Raw genomic sequence first — 21,451 nt, 5'->3', positions numbered from 1 at the left:
GATAGCAAGACAATACCGTACTCAAAAAACCGAGCAGCTGCCTTCGTGATGGCAAGAGCAGCTGGCAGCAAGAAAAGCCGGTCAGTGCCGTTAACCTTTTGTTAACCCAAAACTTCTTGCCGGGACCGGCCGAATCGGAGCTTAATGGCGCTTGTTGAGTGAATTGCTCACAAAAAGCGCCAATTCAGGTTTCGACAGAAATGAATATCTCCATGCGGCTGCCACGCTTCGAGTTCGATGACAAGATCCTCGAGCAGGGCGCAGAGATATCGCGGCGGCTTAACCAGCTCCGCATGGAGAAGTTTCCGCCAAACGCAACAAAGACGCTTCGTCCTTTTTCGCTGGCGGAAGTGGCCCACTACCTCGGGGTCTCGCAGAACAATCTCAAGCGCCTCCATCTGGAGGGCAAGGGCCCCCTGCCCGAGCAGATACCTTCCGGACGCCGTTCCTATACCGCCGAACAGATGCTTGAACTGCGCCATTTTCTGGATCGGCATGGCAGGACCGAGGTAAAAAAATACGTCCCGCACCGCAAGCCTGGAGACAAGCTCCAGGTGGTTGCTGTCGTCAATTTCAAGGGCGGCAGCGGCAAGACGACGACTGCGGCCCACCTCGCCCAGCACCTTGCGCTGACCGGGCATCGCGTGCTTGCCATCGATCTCGACCCGCAGGCGTCACTTTCGGCTCTTCATGGCTTCCAGCCGGAACTCGATCGCAATCTCTCTTTGTATGAGGCGATCCGGTACGACGACGAGCGCAAGCCGATATCCGACGTCATCGTGCCTACCAATTTTCCGGGCCTGGATATCATCCCGGCCAACCTCGAGCTTCAGGAGTATGAGTACGACACGCCGCTTGCCATGCAGGACAAATCGTCCAGCGTTGGCCGCCAGTTCTTCACCAGGATTGCAAAGGCCTTGGCCGAGGTCGACGAGCGCTATGATGTGGTCGTGGTCGATTGCCCGCCGCAACTTGGCTACCTCACCTTGACCGCCATGTCGGCGGCGACGTCGGTTCTCATCACCGTCCACCCCCAGATGCTCGACCTGATGTCGATGAGCCAGTTCCTGCTGATGCTCGGCGGCATATTGAAGACCATCAAGGCCGCCGGTGCTGCGATCGAGCTGGATTGGTTCCGCTATCTGATCACGCGCTACGAACCCACCGACATTCCCCAGGCACAGATGGTCGGGTTCATGCAATCGATGCTTGCCGGCCAGATCCTCGAGAATCCCATGCTCAAGTCGACGGCAATCTCGGATGCAGGACTGACGAAACAGACGCTCTACGAGGTGGAAAAGTCGTCTTTTACCCGTTCGACCTACGAACGGGCGCTCGAATCGCTGGATGCGGTGAATTCCGAGATTGTCGCGCTGATCCATCGCGCATGGGGGCGGTCATGACGGCGCATTTTACGGCAGTAAAAAGTGGAAATTTTGCTCGTGAAATCAGCCGACTAGCTGCGAATCGGAGTGATTGAATGGCGCGCAAGGATGTATTCGGCAGTGTGATGGGCCCCGCGACGACGTCAGTCGCCGACAGCGGGGATGTCTCGGGCTATGCGGTTCGCGGGGCATCCCGGTCGATCATGCAGTCATTCGAGGAGCTCTCTAAGAGTTCGGTCGTCGATCTCGATCCGGGGTTGGTCGACACCTCATTCGTCTCGGATCGCATGGACGATGACGATGAAGCATTTCATGAGCTGCTGGCGGCGATTCGCGAGCGAGGGCAGGATTCTCCGATTCTGGTCAGACCCCACCCGGATAGTTCCGGCCGGTTTCAGACCGTCTTCGGCCACAGGCGCGTCAAGGTCGCACGCCAGCTGGGCAGGCCCGTTCGTGCAGTCGTCAAGAAGATCGGCGATGAGGACCATGTCATCGCGCAGGGCCAGGAGAATGCTGCCAGGGCCAACCTGTCCTTCATCGAAAGGACGCTTTTTGCCGATCGCATTCTCAAGCGGGGCCATTCGCCGGAGACGGTGAAGTCGGCCCTTGCGCTCGACGATACGACCTTCTCGAAAATGCGCTCCGTGACCAACAACATTCCCGAGCAGGTCATTGTGGCCGTCGGCGCCGCCAAGAGCATAGGCCGGGACCGCTGGTGGCAGCTTGCCAAGCTCATGGAGCATCCCCGGACCGCCGCACGGGCGGCAGAGTACGTGACAAGTGCCGATTTCGCCGAACCGGGCAGTGACGCTCGTTTTGCTCGTCTGTTCGACTTTTTGAATGCGCCGGTGAAGCAGCCGCGAGCCGCATCGAAGCCTCAGGAAAAGGCCTGGGTGCCCCAGGACAAGTCGGTCCGAGCCAAGATCACCGACACGGGAAAGGTGTTTACGCTTGCCTTGAAGTCAAAGGATGCATCGCCCTTCGGCGCATTCATCGCCGACAAGCTCGACGAGCTTTTCGAGGCTTTCAGGGCATCGGAAACGGCAAAGAAAACAGGAGACTGAAACCGCAAAAGAAAAAGGCCCCCGAACGTCACCGTCGCGGAAGCCCTTCTCAGGTCTGTAGCAAGCTGAGAATCGCATTTCCCCGAATCACTGTCAAGAGTCGTTGGCGTCGTTTCGACGAGCAGTTTTCTTTTGCCTGATTGAAAGGCGAGGGAAATGGAGAGTGGTTATGCGACGACGCCCTTTGGGCGGCGGCCGATGACGCTTGCCTTGGTGCAAGCGAACACGGCATCACGAAAGATTCCTGAAGGGGCCGCCGTCGAGAAATGGCAGGTGTATCGCTGGCTGTGCGAGGGCAAGACGATCATAGGCGTGGGAGATCGCGCCCTAGCCGTCCTCAGCGGACTGCTATCGTTCTATCCGGACGATCAGATCAGCGAAGAGAACGGGCTGATGGTCTATCCTTCGAACGCGCAGCTGTCACTGCGGGCGCACGGCATGGCCGATTCCACGCTGCGCAGGAACCTGGCCGAACTGGTGAATAGCGGACTGATCATCCGCCGAGACAGTCCAAACGGCAAACGGTTCGCTCGCAAGGCAAAGGGCGGCGCAGTCGAGGAGGCGTTCGGGTTCTCGCTGGCGCCACTGCTTGCACGGGCCGCGGAGTTTCAGGAGGCTGCCGAGCAGGTCCGCGCCGACAGCCGGGCGCTCAAATTAACGCGGGAGCGGATCACCCTCCATCGGCGCGACATTCACAAGCTGGTCGAAGCCGCGATCGACGAAGGCGCTCCTGGCGACTGGGGAACCATTTGGAGGCGGTTCAGAGCAATCGTGGATGCTATTCCTCGGCGGGCAGGGCTGTCGGAGCTGGAAGCGATTGTTGCGGAGCTCTCCTTGCTTCACGACGAAGTGGATATGATGCTGGAAAGCTTCATGAATTCCACGAATCCTAGCGGCAATGAGTCCCAAAATGAGCGGCAGCAATCTGATTCAAACACAGACTCCACTTTTGTATTTGAACCAGCTTTAGAACAAAGCAGGGCGACGGTCGAACCAAGAACGGCCTACGCCGAGAAGCCGAAAGGCTTTCCGATAGGACTTGTGCTGAAGGCCTGCCCCGAACTTGCCGACTATGCCGCCCACGGAATCGCAAGCTGGCGCGATTTGATGATCACCGCCGCCCAGGTGCGTGGCTACCTTGGCGTGTCGCCCTCGGCGTATGAGGAGGCTTGCCATGTGATGGGCCAGGAGGTCGCCGCGATCGTGATTGCCTGTATCCTGCAAAGGGCGCAGCATATCAACTCGGCCGGGGGCTATCTGCGCGTGCTGACCGAAAAGGCGAGGGCAGGACAGTTCTCGGTCGGACCCATGCTGATGGCAGCGCTTAAGGCCAATGGCACGACGGCAAGAATGACCGGCTAGGGGCTGGAAATTCTTGTGCGTAATGCTGCCGTTGCTGGTGGTCCGGGCGCGGTCGAGGAGACGAATGGCAAGGTGGTGTTCTGAGATCGACGTGCCAAGCAGCTCGCAAGCTGGTCTACGCAATCAGAGCCACCAAGCAACGTCATGCGCCTGCGGGCTTGAAACCAGTCGATAAGTGCCATATGTTTTGCACAGTGAACGCGGCTACTAATATGACAAGGAAGTCCATGGGGCAGGCTCTCAAGATATCCGCGCAGAATGAACCTCTGGTTTTGTCCTATATGGACCGGGCCGGGAAAATTGCCGTTGACCAGGTGGCCGACAGCTTTGGAATGTCCAAGGGTCAGTTGGCTCAGACAGCCGGGCTTGCCCGTGAAACCCTCTATCGGCTGGAGCGCAGCCGCACGGCCAAGACGCAGAGCCGTCTGCGCGAGATGCTCGAGATCATCAGCCGCGTGACGGATTGGGCGGGAGGCAAGGAACAGGCCATGGCCTGGTACCGAGCCCAGCCGCTGCCGGCATTCGGTGGACGCACCGCCGAAGCCCTCGTGAAGGACGGCAAGGCAGCTGCTATTCGCGACTACCTCGATCACATGGCCCTTGGTGGCTTTGCTTGAGGTTTGTCGGAACCTGCTACAGGGCGCATGATCCACGTTGGGCGTTCAAGCCGAGTTCCGGTGACGGAGCGGCGATCAGGGGTGCTCGGTTCAATCCCAAAGGTGTGCCCGCGCTCTATCTGGCGCTGACCGTCATGACGGCTGTCAAGGAAGCCAACCAGGGCTTCGCGCATCGCATCGACCCCTGCGTGCTGTGCTCCTATGAGGTGGACTGCGAGGACATCACTGATCTGACGACCGAGCAGGGGAGGGGAGAAACTTCTGTCACGCTTACGGACATGGGGAGCGCCTGGGCCACGGCTCTCGGCAACGGAGAGCGACCTAAATCCTGGTCCATCTATGACCGGCTGCGGCCTCAGGGCATCGCTGGAATTCTGGTGCCGAGTTTTGCTCCGGGCGCGGAGACGGAGGACCGCAATCTGGTGCTATGGGACTGGGGCCCGGATCTTCCGCACAAGGTGAACGTGTTCGATCCGAGCGGTCGGCTGCCGAAAGACCAGCTGTCCTTGCGATGAAACAGGCCGGATGGGCAGGGGCGGTCCCGAACGACAGAAGTGACCAATTCGTTTAGCGAAAATGCCTGGTCAAGGTGGAAGGCGTGCGCTGATCCCGAGAGGCAAGAACGGCAGAGGAGGGGGCTTTTGCCTCCTTAGAGGCCGGAAGCCTTGGTCAAGTTGATGCGGAAGCGATCTCTGCGGCGCTGGTAGCGGCGGGTCATCTCCCCGGAGGCATGGCCGAGCTGTTTTTGCACATAGCGTTCGTCGACCTCGGCCGACGAGGCGAGGCCGGCGCGCAGTGAGTGGCCGGCGAATTTCTTGGCCCGTTCGCCCTCCGACAGATCGCCGCGCACGCCGGCGGCCAGGGCCGCGCGCTTGACCAGGCGTGCGACCTCCTGGTCGTTCAAGCGATCGACACCGACCGCTCTGCCTTGACCAGCAACGCGCCGGAACAGAGGTCCGTGCGCAATGCGCGCTAGTCTTAGCCAGGTCTGCAGAGCGACCACAGGGCAGGTGGCGTCGGAGGAGCCGCGGCCGATTTCGACCTCGCGCCAGCCGGTTTTGCCGCGCAATGTGACAAGCAGACCCTTATCAGCAAAAATCTCGACCCAGCCGCGTCCGTCCTCGGTCTGATCCCTGCCGACGTCGAGGCCGACGATTTCGGATCGGCGAAGGCCGCCGGCGAAACCCAGAAGCAGCATGGCGCGGTCGCGCAGACCACGCAGCGTGCCGCGGTCGAGGGTCTCGAGCATGGCGATCAGATCCTCGGGCAGGATCGCTTCCTTCTGCCGGGGAGGGGAGGCGTGGGTGTTGCGAACGCCAGCCATCACCGTGGCGATATGCCGGTCCTTGCGGTCCAGCGGCTGGCCGCGCTGGGCAAAATTCCAGGAGAGCGACGAAAGCCGGCGCTGGATGGTTGAAACGGTGTTAGGCTTTTTGTCGCCAGTAGCCGTACCTGACGCGCAGGCGGCGATATAGAGCCCGACGACCTGAGGATCGGGCGGGAACATCTCGATGCCTTGGCGCCGGCACCAGCTCGAAAAATGCTTCCAGTCGGCTGCGTAGGCGCGGCGCGTGTTGGCCGAACTCGCCGCCTCGATATAGTCGCGCGCGCGGCCGGCGAGCGCCTCAAGATGCGCAGGCAGGCTGGGATTGGCGATGGCTGGAAGGGGAGGGGACGAGCCGTGGTCGGCATCGTCCATCTCCATGACGACGTCGATGATGTCGGGCATGTCGTCATCGCCGGAAGCAGCCGATGATCTTGGAGCGTCGTCAGTCAAGCTCATGCCGCTTCGATATCCGTTTGAGAGAAGTCCTTGCCGACGAAAAGCAGCGGTTCGTCCGCACGCTTTGCCAAAGCATAGGAGAGGCAATCGGCAAAATTCAGCGCCGCCGGGTGGTGGCCCTTGCCGTAGGTCAGCCAACCCTGGGTCGCTAGGTCAACCAATTCGGAGTCGACAGGAATGATGTCGGCCTCGATTTTGCGCAGCCAAAGATCGATCTCGGCCAACGCGTGTTCGCCGCGCCTGCTGACCAGCACCATGCGTGCCTCGAGCACGCAGGTTGCCGGGATCAGACGGATTAGGTCGGAGACCAGCGCTCGTTCCAGCCTTGGTGCCTCAGGCTCGCTCCGAAGGATCGCTACAACGGCTGAGGTATCGATCACCATCAGTTAGGGATTCCATGCTCGTCATACCCGATGATCTCCTCGTCGCTGCGACCATCCAGTTCAGGCAATCGTGCCACTCTTTCTCGGATGGCGCGCAATTCTGCTAGCAAACGCTCCTGAGCGGTCTCTCCAAAGCCCAGGCGATGCAAGCGCTCGCTCAGGGCCTGATGAATGGCTGCTGTCTTACTGATACCCTGGCGGCGTGCGAGTTCATCGGCGAGAGCAACGGTGGCTGGATTTTTGATGTTCAGGGACACGAAAGACTCCAAAAGTCTACCTTTCAGGCGTATTCTACCATGGTCCCCCAGCCTCGTAAACAACGAATGATAATGCAACGTTATCGTTCGTTATGTGCGCACGACAGCCTGTGCGTTTTGGTGCAAAGTTTGTCGCAAAAAGCGCACGGCTGCTTTACCCTCCAGAATCATGATTCGCCTCGACCCCGCCGCCGCCATTCCCGTTCTCGAGCCGGTCGTCCCGGCCTGGGCGCTGGCCAACGGCGCTGTCGTCACCGACGCCGGCGCCGCCTTCTGTGCCGGCGCCGCCTTGAGCGCGCTTGAGACGCTCGCGCGCACGCAAGCCGGCTGGGCCGGCGCCTGGCGCCAGCGGCTGGCGCTGAAATGCGCTGCCGCCAGCATGCGGCTGGCCGGGCGCTCGGAGGACGAGACCGCCTTGCGCGACGCATGGCATCTGCGCCAGGCCGGAGCCGATCCGGGCCCCGCCGGCGCCACCTTTGGCGCCTGGCGGCAGTTGGCCGGGCAGCCGCCCGCTGCCAGCGCCGATCAGCTCGAAAAAATCGTCGACCAGATGGGTCTCCATTGGGACGTTGAGGCGCTGGCCGCGGTTTGTGAACACATCGACGACCTGGCGCGCTCGGGGCGGCCGGCGCCGTTCGCCGCGGCGGCAATCGCCGCCCACGTCGTCGCCATGCAGTCCGACTCCGAGCTTTTTGCCTGGTGGCTCGCCGACCTCGTGCTGGCGCAAAACCTGCGCTGGCCGCGCCCGCTGCCGCTGCTGATGGCACACGCTTTTGGCCCGGCGTTTCGGTCCAAGTCTGGCGGCGGCAAGCGGATCCGGCCAGGCGAAAAAGGGTTTGAGCGGGCAGTGTGCCTGGCGCTGGCGCAAGCGGCGGCTGACGCCTGCCGGTTGGCCGCCGAGCTGTCGCGGCGCGCGGAGCGGCTCATCGCCGTCGCACCGAAGCTCAGGGCAAAGGGGGCGGGCGATGTGATCCAAAGACTGCTCGACGACGACGCCCTCTCCGGATCGCTGACGACCAAAAGCCTGTCGCGGTTTGCGGCGCGGCGCCTGTTCGACCGGCTGCAACAGCTCGAGGCCGTGCGCGAGCTTTCCGGCCGCACCACCTTTCGTCTGTTTGGGCTGTAGGGATGAGCGAAGCGTCCACCCGCCGCAAGCCGAACCAACAGCCGGCCTTGCTCGATACCGAGCTCGAACATCTGCCGCCGGAACTGCGCTGGCGCGAGTGGATGGGCCGCGTCGAAGCGGTTGTCTTTGCGGCCAGCGAACCAGTGCCGCGCGAGGTGCTGGCGCGGGTCGTCGGCAAGAACTGCAATCTTGAGCTGATCATCGACGACATCCGCGCCGAGCTCGCCGGCCGCCCCTATGAGCTGGTCTCGGTCGCCGGCGGCTGGCAGCACCGGACCAGAAAGGTTTTTGGCGATGCCATTCACGCAGCCTTCGGCACGGCAGCGGGCGAGGGCGCAAAAGAATTGCCGCAGGCGGAGGCGCTTGTCTTGATGTGCATTGCCTACTTCCAGCCGATCACCCGTGGCGAGCTCTCCAGCTTTTTCGGCAAGGAGGTGTCGCGTGACCTGATCGGCATGCTGCGCGCGCAGGATCTTATCGCTTCGGGTCCGCGCTCGCCGCAACCTGGCGCGCCCTATACTTATGTGACGACGAAGACTTTTCTGTCGCAGTTCGGGCTCGACACGCTGCGCCAGCTACCGGATTTCGAGGCGCTCGAGGATGCTGGGTTGTTGTCGAAGGAGAAGCTGCTGGCCGGCGATATTCCGGTTGGGCTGGCAAGCAGGGAAGCGGACGGCGAAGAGGAAGAAGAAAGGGTCGATTTCGTTGGAGACGAGACGGCCTAAATGGATTGGCGCGTTGCGACGCTCCGGTCGGAAGTTTACGACCAGGACGACTGGTCGTGCGGCAACCGTTGATCGGGATCTTGAACCGCGACATGGTCGCCGTCGACAAGATTGGCCGGAAAGATCACCAGATTGGTGCCGCCGGCGTGACGCAGCGACGGAAACAGGATGCCCCGAAGCCCGGCGGTGATGGACCAGATCGGGGAGCTTCCACGACGGCGGGAATCTTCTTGTCGAGTGCGAGCGACCTGGCGCCAGGCACAATCACGGGCCATCCCAGATGTCCGGGTCGAACCCCTGCGAAAGGTCGGCCACCTCGGCGAGCATAATCTTGTAAGCGGCAAGGGTGGCTGGCGGGGTGATGCTGGCACCCTGCTTGTATTCATCAAGCGCCGTCTGGGTCGCACGCGACAGATAGAGTGCCTCGATGCCCGACCGGTTGAAACGACCGCCGTCCATCGCCGCGCCTGCACCGCTGGTGGGCAGGAAAGCCCATTTGGGAGTCAGATAGCGATGGAAGATTTCGTCTGGACCGATGCGGGTGATCCTCACCCGCGCGCGCCATTCTCGAGATCCCGGATAAAGGCCAGAACCGCCTCGACCTGGCCGGCCGCGACGAGCTCGGTGCGATGGCCATGTCGGCGATCGGGTCATTGCGATACCAGTAGATCGCCTTGTCGACGTCGCCGGTGAGTTCCGTCGCCGCCGAGATCACTTTCACCATCTCGCGCATCCGGCCCTCGAAGACCACGCTGGAGGTAGCGGTTGCGCCTGGCGGGCGCAGCCTGCGGTATGTGACGCTGCATGTGCGCGACCACAATTGGTTGCCTGCGGCTGGCCCCCCCGGAGCGGCTCGCGAGCCGGCGCCAAGCTCGGCGGACGAAACATACCAGGCGATCGAGAACTGGCTGGCGGCGGGCGCACCTTGTCCGGCAAAGTAACGTGCATGAAAGGCAAAGTCAGTTCAGTTTGGCTCACCGGTGGCAAGACTGGCAGCGGCGATGCTGGCGCTTCGCCGTCGATGACGCCGAATGCCTTTGGCAACCTCTCAGAGCTTTTTGGCCCGTGCGCGTGAGACGTCGTTCCGGTCAAGAATCGCCAAGCCCCCGAAGAGGACAACGAAACCGACGATTGCGATGCAGCCGATGATCTGTCGCATCCGCTCCTGCCCCTCGGGCATTTGAAGCGCCTCGGCCTTCGGCCACATCACGTTGATATACCCGTCCGGCTCTGCGATCAGACCTGGGTCCTCCGTGCCGATTTCGAGCATTACACCTTTGATGGGACCCTCGGTCAAGCGAACGGCGGGCGTGTAAAGCCATCGGCTGTTGCCGCATGACGGTTGGCGACGAGACCAGCAGGCCGGATGACCGCGAGCTTCGCGAGCGGATGAAGGCGATCGCGTAGGAGCGTCCCCCGGTGTAGAGTTGCCACCCTGGATCTCGCCTTGGCCGGCTGCATTCGTAGCTGTGTCCCCTAGGATACATTGTCGAGCAGGGTCGACTTATCCAAGCCTTGTGCCGGCTCAGGCGGCCATTCACCATTCGGCGTCATCTCGTTGACTGTCTCGGGTAGATCCCGCGCAATCCTTCTGATTAGCTCCTCGCGCGAAAGACCCGTCTGCATCGAAATGGACCTGAGTGTACCTTCGTCCATTGCCGCTTCGACGTCCCTTGGCTCGATCGGTTGGTTTGGCCCGCTGCCAACCCACGAGTCGACCTTCGATCCTGCCCCCACCTCCCTGAACCGTTCGAGGATCTCACCAAGGTCAGCCCTCGACACGCCATTCGTTATCTGAGCCAGAATTCTGCGTTGCGGGTCGTTTGGGTTAAGATACCCTGCTCCCGGAATCAATTCACAGAGCTTGTCGCGATTTTGGTATGCCAGAACGCCAAGCATCGCGATCGCCAATCTTCCCAGATTTGCCATTTGGTCTCCTCCACGGTTTTGGCCCATGAGCGAATCGAAGCCAAGTCTTGGCGGATGCCGACGCGTGTGGGCTCGAACAACTTCTTGCCGGTCGGCTCGCCGGCGGAGAGGACGCGTCCTTCGGGGTACTCGTTTTCCATCTGACGTCTTCTCCTACGCAGAACTTCGGGGCGCTTGGCCGCCGTCGCCCTGCGCCGAACTAACCCGGCGCCTTCCGGGTTTGTTCCGCTTGTCAGAGTTTGTCGGCGACTATGGGGGCGCCACCCTACGGGTAACTCTACCGGCCCGAGAGATAGAGTCTGCCCAACTTGACCATATTTCAGAACGACGGCGGCTCGGTTAGCCTCAGCCACCTTGGACTGCCGCCGGCTCGCGCACGAATTTCAATTTCGGCGGGACGGCGAACACCCTGAACCGCTCAGCCAGGCTGTCAAGAGCTTGACGCATGCCCACTCCCTCAGCAGCCGCACCGTGTCCACTGATGATCATCTGCGGGTTCAGGGCAGCCAGGTGCTTCACGGATCTTTCCGCCGCATCCCAGTCCGGCGTGAAGTAGCGCGGCGGACCGTGCATCTCGAGATCCTGAACGGCGACCTCATAGACTGACTCCTGACCGGTGGTGATGAAAGCGTCCCCTACGATCAGCGAGCGGTCCTCCTCGCGCCATAGCGAGATATGCCCAGGAGCGTGCCCGGGTGTGTGTAGCCATCGCCATCCGGGCATTCCGGGGATCGATCTGTCGGCAGGTAAGAGTTCCAAACGGTTGCCAAGATCAATTGGCCCCCGTGGAAAAAGCGGCGAAAGCAGCGCCATCAGTCCACCCCCGACCCAGGGATCCGGTGGCGGATAAGATGCGGTTCCGGCCAAATAGGGGCGCTCGAGTGGATGCGCGAAGACAGGCACGTCCCACTTATTCGCGAGGTCTAGAACCGTTCCCACATGGTCGAAATGACCGTGGGTCAGGATGATCGCGGCCGGCCGTGCGTTCGTGCCAAACCGCTTTTCCGCGACCGCAAGAATGCTGCTGCGGGACGTTGGCAACCCGGTATCGATCAGCACCCAGTTCCGATCTCCGCTGCCCGGTGCGCCGAAGAACACGACATTGACGATTGCTAGCCGCAAATAGCCCAAGTCCGGTGCGATGCTCCAAGCGCCGTCGCCACGATCCTCGCGCCTGGCGTGGTCGATCTCGGAAAGTCGAATCTGAACGGTCATGTTAATCCCGTGCCTCTCTTGTTGCTGAGCAGCCGCTCGAGTTGATCGGCGGCGATGGTATATCGCCCCGAACTTGGCACGCCCCTCCTTGTTCCTCATTCGCCACCCAGCTCCGGACAGTCCACCACAGGAACAAAGGCTCGACCAATCGGCATTACCCGGTCACGCAAGGACGAGCTGGACTGAGCAACGAAGATGGCGCGCGCCCGATTGGATGCGGTATTTCGCCAACGCGGTTCCCGGTCCTAACAAGGCGGCCGAGTTCGAAGCCGACTGCGGAAAGGAGACTTCGAATGAGCGAAGTGGGGCGCAGGGACGAGCACCAGGTGGAGGCTCCGGCTCCGCAAGCTTCACGCTTCGCCAGTTTTTCATGGCAGGCTTTGAGTGCTCCTCGCACCGGCGCAAGGACGGGGTTCGCCTCGATCTTATTCGTGCGACCTCGCATAATTTGCATGCCCTGGGCGACCGGCTGCGCCGAACTCGGCCGTCGCACCATCCGCGACGGACTGCGGTGGCACCTGATCGAAACGGCTCCCGGGACCTATGACTGGTCAAGTTGGGCGCCAATGGTCGAGGCGACCCGATCGGCAGGTGTCCAGGTTATCTGGGACATCTTCCATTACGGATCTCCAGACCATGTTGATCAGGGATCGCTGCATTTCATCGATGCCTATGCCTCGTTCGCGGCAGAAGCCGTGAGGGTATACCGTTCGATCGCCGGAACACCGCCTCTGTTGTGTCCCATCAACGAAATCTCCTTTTTCGCATGGGCTGTTGAGGTCGGCTATTTCCCGCGCGTGGGGCCGAACAAACGTGGGTTGGTTCAAGCGGCATCTCGTGAAGGCTGCCATCGCGGGTGTTCGTGCAATGCGGGAGATCGAACCCGCCTGCAGATTTGTCTGAGCCAACAAGCGTGCCAACCTCATTGTCGACAAGCCCGTTCTTTATCTTGCGGGTGTCGTCGTTGGTGAGTGGGTTCAGACTTCGATCTTTACAAGGTTGACGGGATCGGCTGCAAGATCGCCTTGCCGATAGCGCGCAGCTTTAAACCCTATATCGGGCGCCCCAGTTGAGGCGGCGAAACGACCAGCGAGCCGCACAGGCCTTTCAGCTGCGGTGGACGATGGCATGCACGGATATCCCGGCGAAGCTCCGCGTTGGAGCGGTCAAAATCGGGCGGCAGCTCCAGTCGGTCGTCGAGATCAGGCCGGCCTTGGCCCATTTGAGAGAGTGGCAGCGATGCTTGAATGACGGCTGGAACAGATTGCCTTAAAGCCGCACCACAGCATAAAGTTGACCTAGGGCCGCCCTTCAGCTGCTGGAGGGCCGCGGCCTGATCAGGTCAAATCGTGGCGTGGTCATGGTCCGCGACCGAACTGGTGTCTCATCACCTTGCCGTCTGACGGCCCTGATCGTCCTGGTCCTGCATGGTGTCTCCTAGTGGAATCCGAGGAAGGAGAGGATCGCAAGCACGACGACGACGAGGCCGATGAGATAAATAATACTGTTCATGGCGCAATCTCCTCCACTGCGCCCCGAACTTGCCTGCGCTTCCGTGTTCCCTCAGACGTCATCTTTTTTGGTAAGCGAAGCCTAACCAGCCTGAAGGGGTGCCTTGTGCCCATGGCAATGAGCGCCGTTAGAATGACATCGGCGACAGGACTCTGGTGCGACTTACAGGTAGAGGGGCATTTCTTTCGGAACAGCAAAGCCGGCGGGGCGGTAGACATCTGCGGACAGAGAATGTCATCAGCGTTACGCCAGGGTCATAGGCCCGTTCCGGCGGAGTATTCGCTCTGCATGGGCCGGGAATTTTTCCGCAAGTGCTTTGACTGCGCGTGATCGCAGCGTGACCTGCCTGCGACTCGATTGCTGGGTAATCACCGCCTCTTGGCACGAAGTACAAAAGCGGAAGCAGGCGACTAAGCAACCTGCACGAGGTTGGTTCCGGCCGCGGAACTTTGCTCCTCGTATCGAGTTGGCGTTTCTCAATGGAGAAAAGAGCCATGTCGAAAAAAAACACTCGTTTTGAAAAAGAGCTGGCCGGCAAGCCGACGCCAGAGGCGGACGCCAGGGGCCAGTCCGAGAAGAACCATAAAGGGGGAACGAACGACGGCGTCTCTAGCGCCAACCCTCGCGTCCTATCCGGAGAGGATGATGGGAACGCCACGTTCCCGTATGAGCGGAAAAAGTAAGGACGACTGCACAGCAACCGTTCATGCGCAGTCCAGGAGCCTCATTCCGCTGGCTCATAGGCGAGAGCCGTCCGCATTTCGGACCGCATTGACGAGCACCCAAAATCGAGCCCCAATCGGATTACATCATTTGTTTGGGGATTCACATGAACCGATTTCTCTTTGTAATTGCTGACTTTTTGTCCCGGCCGCCCGGCTTTTATCTGATCATCGTGGCCATGATAGCCTGCACTGCGATGGTCCCTTTCGGCCTAACAAGCGTAATCACCTATGCGCTTTAGTAGCTGGGATTGTGATTACCGGCGTTGTTCTGATCCAGGGTTATCGCGACACTGCTGCCATCCATGCCAAGCTCGATGAGATTATCGTTGCATTGAAGGAAACGAGGAACAATGTCGTGAGGCTGGAGCGCGCCGAGCCTGAGGAAATCAAGGCCAATTTGGCGCGGCTCGAATGGAAGCGGCGGCGGCTGATTGAGAAACCAAGCACGGGGGGAGTCTCTGGCGCGTGAGCGCTACTCAAAAGCCATCATGGGCAAGCTGACTCGGGCACGAGGCGGTCGCTCAAGGTCCCGCCAGCGGCGGCCAAGCACGCGGAAGCCGTCGGCATAGCGATGGCCAGCGAAGCCTGCCTGCGGTCCAGATGGCGAGCGCGGTATGAGCTCACACCACCTCTCTAACAACCGCGTCGAATTTCGTGAGGCCTACGCTCGGAGGCCTTTGCGTAAAAAGTCCCTGTTCGATTGCGGCCGCCTTGAAGGCATCGATCGCAGCTTGTTGGTTGCAATGACCGGCCAAGCATTCCTTGATCATTCGGACGGCTTCGAGCCGCCGCGGCTTGGCCACGTATGGCCATGGTTGTTCAAGAGCTTTCGCAGCATCGGATATTGATGCAACCACCATCGGCTTGCAATTCAGGTAAATTGTAATCGGAATGAACGCCGGCATTTTCTCGCTCGCCAGGATTGAACGCGGCTAAACGCGAAGAAAGGGCGGAGGTTGCATGAACGCGCATCCTCGCGTATTCAAGCCCCGCCACCCGATGCAATTCAGACTGAACAGGCTCTTCTCGGGGCAATCTTACTCAAATTACGCCCGTTGGCGGGTCGCCGGAATTCTGAAGCGAACAAGTTCGCCGACAAGCTCCACCGCGCGGTCCTACAACGGGCACGATGATCGCCGTCGGGCAGGCCGGTAAGTCCGATCACGGCGGCTCTGAAAGGTTCCACCGTAGTGCTGCCGGGCTGTCCGTTCGGTCTGGCGCGGCGAGCTCATTGTGACGGCCCCGGCCGGCTTAGTGAAGGTCGGCGACAGACTTGAGAAGGATCCCGATCGCCGTGTCCGGGACGCCATCATTCTCGTCTTCGACAAGGTGGCCGAACTCGGCAGCGCCCGGCAGGCCCTGCTCTGGTTCCTCGAACATGGGCTGGATTTGCCAGCCAAGCGCAACACACCCCGCCGCGCTCGCCGCCAAGCTCAATACTGTGTGGTCGGCACCGCCTGTTGTCCGGAATCAGACAGAGAGTCTTCTGTTCCGAATCCAGACGAGAGCTGCGATCTCCTTATGCGAGCGGTGCCGATATGATGGACGAGCAAGTTCCCACAGGTGGCTGCCTTTGCGGAGCTGCTCGCATCGGCTCAAAGGGCAGCCGACGAGGGTTGGTATATGCCACTGCCATGACTGCAGGCGAACGAGCGGAAGCGCCTTCGTCTGCTTCGCGGTTTGGCCCAGATCGAGCTACGAAGGCACTGGTAATCTCCATACCTTTGCCGGGCGAAGCTTCTGCCAACCTGTGGTTCGCGCCTCGTGAGCCTTCGGGACGACGAGGCCGAGGTGATGATCGGCAGTCTGGATCAAGCTCCGAGCAATCTTGTACCAGATTATGAGCTGTGGATCGGGCGACGGGAGCCATGGCTGTTGAACCTGGAATGGGCCGAGCAGTTCGAGCACGATCGGGAGCCGAGGAGAAATTGAGCCCCTAATGAGACGCGTTGTCTGAGCCGGCCCAGCAGCCCGATCCACTGTCTGACATGCCTAACGGTCGTTACGGTGCTGCGCCGGTCATCATCGAGACCCTTCAAAGCATGGCGTCAAGCGCTCTAACCTGCGTTCCCATTGCAAAGCTCGGCGAGCGGAAACCAGCAGAGCCTTCTTCCAGGAACAACCGGCGATCAGGCTGGTTGGGGGCAGCCAAACAGGGAGAGCAAAGATGGACTCGGTAAGCCACGCGCCGACATGCGCGGCAGTTCGGCAACAGCATCAAGGCATTTCGAAAGCGGTCACGCCTGTCCACTTTGCGCGCGGCGGCCGCTAGTGGTCCGCAGCACGCACAAGACAACAGCAGCAGCCGTCCTGCTTGGCGCCGGGTTGGCCAGCCTGGCGCTGTACAACAGCGCTCGCGCGAGACGCGCGCTTTTCCCGCACGCATCGGGGCGCTTTATCAGGGTGGCGGGGGTGCGCCTGCACCTCCTTGAGCGGGGCAGCGGGATGCCGTTGATCCTGCTACACGGAAACGGCTCGTCGGCCGAGGATTTCAAGACCAGCGCCATGTTCGACGAAGCGGCCGGGAAATACCGGGTGCTCGGCTTTGACCGGCCCGGCTTCGGCAGGAGCACGCGGCCGCGCGGCAAATGGTGGACGGCGGCCGCGCAAGCCGATCTCATTCATGCCGCCGTCGCGCAGCTTGGGATCAGCAGATATCTCGTTCTGGGCCATTCCTGGGGCGCGTCGGTGGCTCTCCAACTCGCGCGCAGGCACCCAGCATCAGTTGCCGGAATCGTGCTTGTCTCAGGTTATTACCATCCGCCGCCGCGCCTGGGCCTTGCACTGGCGGCGCTACCGGCCTTGCCTATCGCCGGTGGTGTTTTCCGCCACACCTTGCTGCCGCTGCTTGTGCGGCTCACCTGGCCACTCGCCATGGGCAAAATATTTCACCCCGGCATCATCTCTGCGGCGTTTGCTTCGTCGGCAAAGGAGATCGCCAGCCGGCCCTCACAACTGCGGTCGATCGCGGCCGAATCGGGATTGATGCTGGCCGCCGCACTGGCCGGCGGCCGCTTCACCCGCTACGATGATCTGTCGCTGCCTGTCGGCATTATCGCCGGGGCCAGCGACCGGTTGTTCGATGCGAAAGCCGAGGCTCTTGGACTACAATTGGAGATTCCTGGTTCCTTTGTCGATATCGTCCCGCAGGCCGGCCACCTGGTCCACCACACCGCGCCGCTAGCCGTTCTCGCCATGGTGGACAGGGTCGCTGCAGCGGCCAGCATGAGGGAGGCCGGCACTGGCACATGATCCCGGTAAAGTGGAATCCGGTTTTCAGAAAAGATCATGCGCAAAGCGAAAGATAGAACCCTGTCCCGACCCTATCGGGTGGCGAATCCGATGATATACCTCCCGGCGAGTAGTCATTCAGCGAACCGCATCCTGTGCATCCATCCACGCGGTCCAGCTAACATCGACGTCGAGGTCTGGCGGATTGGGAATTTGGCCAGGGGAACGGCCCCAATTCCGTGTCTCGCTTCTGTGTCTCTTATGGCCGCAAGGATCTAGTCATCTGCAAATCGAGGCCGCGGGCTGACAAGCACCCCGCACTACAAGGAGCTGACGATCAGAAAACAAATCTAGACATGTCGCACCATCCTTGTTGGTGCGGCTTGCGGTGCATATCGGTCGAGCGCCTGATGTAACCAAATTACCGGCTCAGCGTTTCGTTCAGTGCCATTGCAATGAGCGAAGCCATAACCTTTGTCACGAGCATAGACTGGCAATTTCATGGGTCGCAATTTTTTGGTGATTGAACCTGAGGAAGGCATTGCCGTGCTCAGGGGGCTTGCCTCGTTGGCGCGTATCTCGATGCTGAAACTGCTTCATGAGAAGGGGCCTATGAATGTCAACGAAATCGCCGCCGTGCTGTCGCTGCCGCAGTCGACCGTCTCGACCAACATCCAGGTGCTGGAGGATGCGGGCCTGATCCATACCGAGAACCAGAAAGCGAAGAAAGGCAACCAGAAAATCTGCTATCCGACCGCCGAAAAAGTGCTCGTCGTGTTCAAGGGTGATTATCGTAAGGTCAAGAACGATGCGATCGAAGTGTCGATGCCGATTGGGCTTTACACCGGCTTTGAGGTTACCGCGCCCTGCGGCCTTTGTTCGCAGGACGGCATCATTGGCTTGCTCGATGTGCCGAATACTTTCCTTGATCCGGACCGCATGAAAGCCGGTTTGCTGTGGTTCACCCGCGGTTTTGTCGAATACCAGTTCCCCAACAATGCCAAGCTCGCCAATGCCGAGATCACCGGACTCGAAGTGGCGATAGAGCTGTCCTCGGAAGTGCCGGGCACCAGCGCCGATTGGCCCTCGGACATCACGCTGACGATCAATGGTGTCGATGTCGGCACCTGGACGTCGCCGGGGGATTTCGGCGACAAGCGCGGCGTCTTCACGCCCTCCTGGTGGAAGCTCAAGGGCTCGCAATACGGCAAGCTGAAGAACTGGCGAATTGCCAATGACGGCACCTATGTCGACGGTCTCAGGATTTCCGAAACCGGCCTCGCCGCACTCGATCTGAAGAGCCATCATTCAATCCGCGTCCGTATCGGTGTCAAGGAGGACGCCGAGCGCCCCGGCGGGATCAACATTTTCGGCAAGGGCTTTGGAAATTACGATCAGGACATCCTGCTCAGGATCAAAACCGCTTGAATCGACTGGCCGTGTTGCTGCGCTCAATCACAGGTCATTGCCAGGCTTGCAGCTGGCAACGTCGTCTATGAGGCGACCGGCTTGCCTGACGTGTATAGATGCCCCGTCGCAAGCTTCGCCGACTGGCTGCGTATCACCTACTACCCTCTATCACCGGTACAAAGCGATCCCTCCCACCAACCGCCAGAGCGTTTCATCCTCGGTCCGGCAAAATGCCGGAGCTTTCCATCTAGGCAACTCTCGAAAGTATTTGCCGATCCAGGTCACACTTTGCCAACCCGAACCGCCAGCGATGGTTCGTCGCCTCACGCCTGCTCTGGTAGAACAAGGTCAGTTGCCGGCCGTCGATCATCACCGTCGAATGGCCATTCTCGCCGGGCTCACCAGGGTCGAGAACGGGGCCAACGGAAACGTAGGGACCCTTGACGTCATCGGCGATGGCGAAGAAGACGCGCTGCCGGCTGCCGCGCGGACCTTCGGGGAGGAAGCAGGTGGCGTTGAGAAGCACACGACCGTCCGGCAGCTCGACGAGCTGCGCGCCTTCGATCCCCCATTCGTAATCCGGGTGTTCGCGCGCATTGTGATGCGGCACGTCGAGATGATCGAGTATCTTGCCGAGACGTTTCCACGGCCCGAACCAGGAATCGGATTGGCTGCGCGCCAGATAGACATCAGGCTGAGGCACCCTGGTGAATTTTGGCATGCCTGAATAGACGATATAGCGCTTGCCTCCGATGATTGCGGGGTGGGGATCGTAGATGCCGTCCTCATCGGTGTCGGGCAGCGACAATATCGCCGGATTGAGCACGACCCAATGAAAGCCGTCATTGGACACCGCGTGCTCGCAACGTCCGCCGGACTTCATGAATTCGGTCTGGATGAACATATGGAAGACGCCGCACTCATGAATGACGCCGGGCGCTGCAACCCCCGATCCGGTTATAGGCAAGACGGTCGGCGCGTGCTCTGTCCAGGGCCCGTAGAGATCCGGCGCCGTGGCGTGGAGGATCTTCCAGCTTTCGGTCGTGACCGTGCCGCTTGAGCCGAAGACGTGCCAGAGCGTGCCGTCGAAAACGGGACAAGGGTCCTTCAGGTCATCCACAACCTGCGGGTCAAACAGTGGAAAGACGTTGGTTTCAAAGTCGATCTTCATTCGCAAGCATTCCCGCGATTGTTTCGCGGACCCCTTTCATTTGGACCGTCTGCGTGACTCAGCCGAATCGATTCGCAGCCCTCATTTATAACTCCGCCCATGAACGGTTGTTGAACGATTGAACGATTTCAACCGCTCTGTGGCAAAGGGCCACATTTGGGGAGCCCGACCTGACGCGAGAAATGGGGCGGCCGGCTCGCCCCTTCTGTGTTGAGCCGTCGCAAGTGGAGCGGACGGCTGGTCTCGCCTGAACAGTTTGCAGCCGTGGAACAACTTACTGGGATGGAAGTTATATGGACGGCTGCGAACTTCATGTCAAAGCTGCCTCGATTAACTTTTGTTAGTCGAGGCATTGTCTAACTATATCGAAGGATAATTTACATGGTAATGGCGGCTGGCCGGCCCAAAACACCAAAAATCCCTGTACAATCGTCTATTTTAGTGTGCTTTTCACACCTCCGATGGAACTTCGTATATCAGAGACCACAACACGTTCTAACCCTGGCGTCAAAACAGCAACAGCTAATTTACTTCGAAGAGCCGATCTTCGATGAGAGGCGCCACCCTTCGATGCGGGTGCACAATATTACCCTCAAGATCAGAATAGTGACGCCGCTGATCCCAGTTGGTACTTCCGCGAGCAGGGCGGACGCGATCCAGCGCAGGTTTGTCGATCAGATCCTCGCCTCCACGCCGCATGACCGATTGACGACCTGGTATTACACGCCCATGGCGCTACGCTTCAGCGATCATCTCGCCTGTGACGTCTGCGTCTACGACTGCATGGATGAACTCTCCGCGTTCAAAGACGCTCCCGCAGAGCTGACGCAGTTGGAAAACGCGCTGTTGCAACGTGCCGATGTCGTCTTCACGGGCGGGCAGAGCCTCTACGAGGCCAAGCGCAGCTTGCATCGGGCGATCTTTCCCTTCCCGAGCAGCATCGACGTTACCCATTTCCATCAGGCTAGGGCGCCAGGTGAGGACCCGTTCGATCAGGCCGACATACCTCACCCGAGGGTGGGGTACTTCGGGGTCATCGACGAACGGCTCGACCTTGAACTTATCGCGCAGGCGGCTGCGGCAATGCCAGACGTGCATTTTGTCATGCTCGGCCCTGTCGTCAAGATCGATCCGGCGAGTCTTCCTTGGGCAGGCAACCTGCATTGGCTGGGGGCCAAGTCCTATACAGACCTGCCGAACTATCTCCGGCATTGGAGTGCCGGCTGGATGCCGTTCGCGCTCAACGAAGCGACCCGCTACATCAGCCCGACCAAGACTCCCGAGTTCCTCGCGGCAGGACTGCCGGTAATTTCCACGGCGATCGTCGACGTTGTACGTACCTACGGCGCCGAAGGCCTTGTCGAGATTGTCGATGCGGAGGATGTCGAGGCCAAGCTTCGGTGCATCCTTGCCGGCCCCCGCGATTTCCTGGTGAAGAGGGCCGACGCCTATCTCGCCGACATGTCCTGGGAGAAGACCTGGAGCGCGATGGCTGCCCACATCGAGCGCGTCCGTGCGATGAAGAGCGTCGTCCCATTCCTGAGGAGGGCGTGAGC

At 60.5% G+C, this 21,451-nt stretch carries 24 protein-coding genes and 3 pseudogenes; 15 read left to right on the top strand and 12 right to left on the bottom strand.

The annotated features are described in order from the left end of the window. The first annotated feature begins 200 nt into the window (after nt 1-200). From repA to NKH43_RS09045, 5 genes are all read left to right on the top strand, one after another. Entirely contained in the window at nt 201-1,403 is a 1,203-nt protein-coding gene (gene repA / locus NKH43_RS09065) for a plasmid partitioning protein RepA (RefSeq protein WP_023723090.1), read from the top strand. Between the two features lie 77 nt (nt 1,404-1,480). Next, nucleotides 1,481-2,449 (top strand): plasmid partitioning protein RepB, encoded by a 969-nt coding sequence (gene repB / locus NKH43_RS09060; RefSeq protein WP_352857618.1) that lies wholly within the window; start codon nt 1,481-1,483, stop codon nt 2,447-2,449. Nucleotides 2,450-2,605: 156 nt separating this feature from the next. Beyond that, nucleotides 2,606-3,811 (top strand): plasmid replication protein RepC, encoded by a 1,206-nt coding sequence (repC, locus tag NKH43_RS09055; protein WP_352857616.1) that lies wholly within the window; start codon nt 2,606-2,608, stop codon nt 3,809-3,811. Nucleotides 3,812-4,038: 227 nt separating this feature from the next. Next, nucleotides 4,039-4,428: an antitoxin Xre/MbcA/ParS toxin-binding domain-containing protein gene (locus tag NKH43_RS09050; RefSeq protein ID WP_352857614.1), complete on the top strand. Its 390-nt coding sequence runs from the start codon at nt 4,039-4,041 to the stop codon at nt 4,426-4,428. Next, the gene (locus NKH43_RS09045) at nt 4,425-4,943 is read left to right on the top strand and encodes an RES family NAD+ phosphorylase (protein WP_352857612.1); all 519 of its coding nucleotides are present in this window, start codon (nt 4,425-4,427) and stop codon (nt 4,941-4,943) included. The genes NKH43_RS09050 and NKH43_RS09045 overlap by 4 nt, the downstream gene beginning before the upstream one ends. 134 nt (nt 4,944-5,077) lie before the next feature. Here the strand turns inward: NKH43_RS09045 and NKH43_RS09040 are convergent, their stop codons facing one another. Genes NKH43_RS09040 through NKH43_RS09030 form a run of 3 tightly spaced genes read right to left on the bottom strand, consistent with a single transcriptional unit; the run spans nt 5,078 to nt 6,851 of the window. Further along, entirely contained in the window at nt 5,078-6,211 is a 1,134-nt protein-coding gene (locus tag NKH43_RS09040) for a site-specific integrase (protein WP_352857610.1), read from the bottom strand. Next, nucleotides 6,208-6,594, bottom strand: coding sequence for a type II toxin-antitoxin system VapC family toxin (locus NKH43_RS09035; RefSeq protein ID WP_352857608.1), 387 nt, complete (start codon nt 6,592-6,594; stop codon nt 6,208-6,210). Before NKH43_RS09035 ends, NKH43_RS09040 begins: the two co-directional genes overlap by 4 nt. Then, nucleotides 6,594-6,851, bottom strand: a complete 258-nt coding sequence (locus tag NKH43_RS09030) for a type II toxin-antitoxin system VapB family antitoxin (protein WP_352492342.1) — start codon at nt 6,849-6,851, stop codon at nt 6,594-6,596. The genes NKH43_RS09035 and NKH43_RS09030 overlap by 1 nt, the downstream gene beginning before the upstream one ends. A gap of 169 nt (nt 6,852-7,020) precedes the next feature. On the opposite strand from NKH43_RS09030, the gene NKH43_RS09025 reads away from it, so the two are divergent. After that, nucleotides 7,021-7,977 (top strand): DUF1403 family protein, encoded by a 957-nt coding sequence (locus tag NKH43_RS09025; RefSeq protein WP_352857606.1) that lies wholly within the window; start codon nt 7,021-7,023, stop codon nt 7,975-7,977. Nucleotides 7,978-7,979: 2 nt separating this feature from the next. Beyond that, entirely contained in the window at nt 7,980-8,702 is a 723-nt protein-coding gene (scpB, locus tag NKH43_RS09020; RefSeq protein WP_352857604.1) for an SMC-Scp complex subunit ScpB, read from the top strand. 35 nt (nt 8,703-8,737) lie between these two features. On the opposite strand, the gene NKH43_RS09015 is transcribed toward scpB, so the two are convergent. The 3 genes and pseudogenes from NKH43_RS09015 to NKH43_RS09005 all read right to left on the bottom strand — a co-directional run. Continuing rightward, nucleotides 8,738-8,977: an RES domain-containing protein gene (locus NKH43_RS09015; protein WP_352857602.1), complete on the bottom strand. Its 240-nt coding sequence runs from the start codon at nt 8,975-8,977 to the stop codon at nt 8,738-8,740. Continuing rightward, on the bottom strand, nt 8,967-9,254 hold the full coding sequence (locus NKH43_RS09010; RefSeq protein ID WP_352857600.1) for an RES domain-containing protein: 288 nt from the start codon (nt 9,252-9,254) through the stop codon (nt 8,967-8,969). The genes NKH43_RS09015 and NKH43_RS09010 overlap by 11 nt, the downstream gene beginning before the upstream one ends. After that, a pseudogene (locus NKH43_RS09005) lies at nt 9,251-9,459 on the bottom strand (hypothetical protein); the annotation flags it as partial. The gene NKH43_RS09010 and the pseudogene NKH43_RS09005, both read right to left, overlap by 4 nt. On the opposite strand from NKH43_RS09005, the gene NKH43_RS09000 reads away from it, so the two are divergent. After that, a complete protein-coding gene (locus tag NKH43_RS09000) occupies nt 9,392-9,643 on the top strand; it encodes a hypothetical protein (RefSeq protein WP_352857834.1) in 252 nt (83 codons plus the stop codon). The pseudogene NKH43_RS09005 and the gene NKH43_RS09000 sit on opposite strands and share 68 nt — an antisense overlap. Nucleotides 9,644-9,750: 107 nt before the next feature. Here the strand turns inward: NKH43_RS09000 and NKH43_RS08995 are convergent, their stop codons facing one another. The 3 genes from NKH43_RS08995 to NKH43_RS08985 all read right to left on the bottom strand — a co-directional run bounded on the left by NKH43_RS08995 (nt 9,751) and on the right by NKH43_RS08985 (nt 11,846). Continuing rightward, nucleotides 9,751-9,972 (bottom strand): hypothetical protein, encoded by a 222-nt coding sequence (locus NKH43_RS08995; RefSeq protein ID WP_352857598.1) that lies wholly within the window; start codon nt 9,970-9,972, stop codon nt 9,751-9,753. A 206-nt stretch (nt 9,973-10,178) separates the two neighbouring features. Beyond that, nucleotides 10,179-10,631: a YidB family protein gene (locus NKH43_RS08990; RefSeq protein ID WP_502906465.1), complete on the bottom strand. Its 453-nt coding sequence runs from the start codon at nt 10,629-10,631 to the stop codon at nt 10,179-10,181. Nucleotides 10,632-10,976: 345 nt separating this feature from the next. Continuing rightward, nucleotides 10,977-11,846 (bottom strand): MBL fold metallo-hydrolase, encoded by an 870-nt coding sequence (locus NKH43_RS08985; protein ID WP_352857594.1) that lies wholly within the window; start codon nt 11,844-11,846, stop codon nt 10,977-10,979. Nucleotides 11,847-12,139: 293 nt separating this feature from the next. Between NKH43_RS08985 and NKH43_RS08980 the strand changes: the two genes are divergently transcribed. The 3 genes and pseudogenes from NKH43_RS08980 to NKH43_RS08970 all read left to right on the top strand — a co-directional run bounded on the left by NKH43_RS08980 (nt 12,140) and on the right by NKH43_RS08970 (nt 14,552). After that, entirely contained in the window at nt 12,140-12,817 is a 678-nt protein-coding gene (locus NKH43_RS08980) for a hypothetical protein (protein ID WP_352857592.1), read from the top strand. Nucleotides 12,818-13,852: 1,035 nt separating this feature from the next. Continuing rightward, entirely contained in the window at nt 13,853-14,041 is a 189-nt protein-coding gene (locus tag NKH43_RS08975; protein ID WP_352857590.1) for a hypothetical protein, read from the top strand. Nucleotides 14,042-14,187: 146 nt separating this feature from the next. After that, nucleotides 14,188-14,552, top strand: a pseudogene (locus tag NKH43_RS08970) (low affinity iron permease family protein). 151 nt (nt 14,553-14,703) lie between these two features. Here NKH43_RS08970 and NKH43_RS08965 read toward each other — a convergent pair. Both NKH43_RS08965 and NKH43_RS08960 read right to left on the bottom strand, forming a co-directional pair. Continuing rightward, the gene (locus tag NKH43_RS08965; RefSeq protein ID WP_352857588.1) at nt 14,704-14,988 is read right to left on the bottom strand and encodes a DUF982 domain-containing protein; all 285 of its coding nucleotides are present in this window, start codon (nt 14,986-14,988) and stop codon (nt 14,704-14,706) included. A 346-nt stretch (nt 14,989-15,334) separates the two neighbouring features. Then, on the bottom strand, nt 15,335-15,463 hold the full coding sequence (locus NKH43_RS08960) for a hypothetical protein (protein WP_352857586.1): 129 nt from the start codon (nt 15,461-15,463) through the stop codon (nt 15,335-15,337). Between the two features lie 158 nt (nt 15,464-15,621). Here NKH43_RS08960 and NKH43_RS08955 point away from each other — a divergent pair. The 3 genes and pseudogenes from NKH43_RS08955 to NKH43_RS08945 all read left to right on the top strand — a co-directional run bounded on the left by NKH43_RS08955 (nt 15,622) and on the right by NKH43_RS08945 (nt 18,742). Beyond that, nucleotides 15,622-16,015, top strand: a pseudogene (locus NKH43_RS08955) (GFA family protein). Between the two features lie 393 nt (nt 16,016-16,408). Further along, complete coding sequence (locus tag NKH43_RS08950; protein ID WP_352857584.1) at nt 16,409-17,335, top strand: alpha/beta fold hydrolase; 927 nt, start codon at nt 16,409-16,411, stop codon at nt 17,333-17,335. Between the two features lie 480 nt (nt 17,336-17,815). After that, nucleotides 17,816-18,742: an ArsR/SmtB family transcription factor gene (locus tag NKH43_RS08945; RefSeq protein WP_352857582.1), complete on the top strand. Its 927-nt coding sequence runs from the start codon at nt 17,816-17,818 to the stop codon at nt 18,740-18,742. A gap of 229 nt (nt 18,743-18,971) precedes the next feature. On the opposite strand, the gene NKH43_RS08940 is transcribed toward NKH43_RS08945, so the two are convergent. Beyond that, nucleotides 18,972-19,895 carry a glycoside hydrolase family protein gene (locus tag NKH43_RS08940; protein WP_352857580.1) on the bottom strand — a complete coding sequence of 308 codons (924 nt, stop codon included), beginning with the start codon at nt 19,893-19,895 and terminating at the stop codon, nt 18,972-18,974. A 606-nt stretch (nt 19,896-20,501) separates the two neighbouring features. Here NKH43_RS08940 and NKH43_RS08935 point away from each other — a divergent pair. Further along, nucleotides 20,502-21,449, top strand: coding sequence for a glycosyltransferase family protein (locus tag NKH43_RS08935; protein ID WP_352857579.1), 948 nt, complete (start codon nt 20,502-20,504; stop codon nt 21,447-21,449). Nucleotides 21,450-21,451 lie beyond the last annotated feature (2 nt).

The sequence above is a fragment of the Mesorhizobium sp. M1163 genome, assembly GCF_040318415.1.
Taxonomy (GTDB): Bacteria; Pseudomonadota; Alphaproteobacteria; order Rhizobiales; family Rhizobiaceae; genus Mesorhizobium.
The sequence above is the reverse complement of the archived record's forward strand: the minus strand, read 5'-3'. Positions and strand labels throughout refer to the sequence as shown.

Bases quoted from the DNA above. Each gene is read 5' to 3' on its own strand.
- repA (WP_023723090.1), top strand. From the start codon at position 201: ATGAATATCTCCATGCGGCTGCCACGCTTCGAGTTCGATGACAAGATC.
- repB (WP_352857618.1), top strand. From the start codon at position 1,481: ATGGCGCGCAAGGATGTATTCGGCAGTGTGATGGGCCCCGCGACGACG.
- repC (WP_352857616.1), top strand. From the start codon at position 2,606: ATGGAGAGTGGTTATGCGACGACGCCCTTTGGGCGGCGGCCGATGACG.
- NKH43_RS09050 (WP_352857614.1), top strand. From the start codon at position 4,039: ATGGGGCAGGCTCTCAAGATATCCGCGCAGAATGAACCTCTGGTTTTG.
- NKH43_RS09040 (WP_352857610.1), bottom strand. From the start codon at position 6,211: ATGAGCTTGACTGACGACGCTCCAAGATCATCGGCTGCTTCCGGCGAT.
- NKH43_RS09035 (WP_352857608.1), bottom strand. From the start codon at position 6,594: ATGGTGATCGATACCTCAGCCGTTGTAGCGATCCTTCGGAGCGAGCCT.
- NKH43_RS09025 (WP_352857606.1), top strand. From the start codon at position 7,021: ATGATTCGCCTCGACCCCGCCGCCGCCATTCCCGTTCTCGAGCCGGTC.
- scpB (WP_352857604.1), top strand. From the start codon at position 7,980: ATGAGCGAAGCGTCCACCCGCCGCAAGCCGAACCAACAGCCGGCCTTG.
- NKH43_RS09015 (WP_352857602.1), bottom strand. From the start codon at position 8,977: ATGGCCCGTGATTGTGCCTGGCGCCAGGTCGCTCGCACTCGACAAGAA.
- NKH43_RS08995 (WP_352857598.1), bottom strand. From the start codon at position 9,972: ATGCTCGAAATCGGCACGGAGGACCCAGGTCTGATCGCAGAGCCGGAC.
- NKH43_RS08990 (WP_502906465.1), bottom strand. From the start codon at position 10,631: ATGGCAAATCTGGGAAGATTGGCGATCGCGATGCTTGGCGTTCTGGCA.
- NKH43_RS08985 (WP_352857594.1), bottom strand. From the start codon at position 11,846: ATGACCGTTCAGATTCGACTTTCCGAGATCGACCACGCCAGGCGCGAG.
- NKH43_RS08980 (WP_352857592.1), top strand. From the start codon at position 12,140: ATGAGCGAAGTGGGGCGCAGGGACGAGCACCAGGTGGAGGCTCCGGCT.
- NKH43_RS08975 (WP_352857590.1), top strand. From the start codon at position 13,853: ATGTCGAAAAAAAACACTCGTTTTGAAAAAGAGCTGGCCGGCAAGCCG.
- NKH43_RS08965 (WP_352857588.1), bottom strand. From the start codon at position 14,988: ATGCCGGCGTTCATTCCGATTACAATTTACCTGAATTGCAAGCCGATG.
- NKH43_RS08960 (WP_352857586.1), bottom strand. From the start codon at position 15,463: ATGTTCGAGGAACCAGAGCAGGGCCTGCCGGGCGCTGCCGAGTTCGGC.
- NKH43_RS08945 (WP_352857582.1), top strand. From the start codon at position 17,816: ATGGGTCGCAATTTTTTGGTGATTGAACCTGAGGAAGGCATTGCCGTG.
- NKH43_RS08940 (WP_352857580.1), bottom strand. From the start codon at position 19,895: ATGAAGATCGACTTTGAAACCAACGTCTTTCCACTGTTTGACCCGCAG.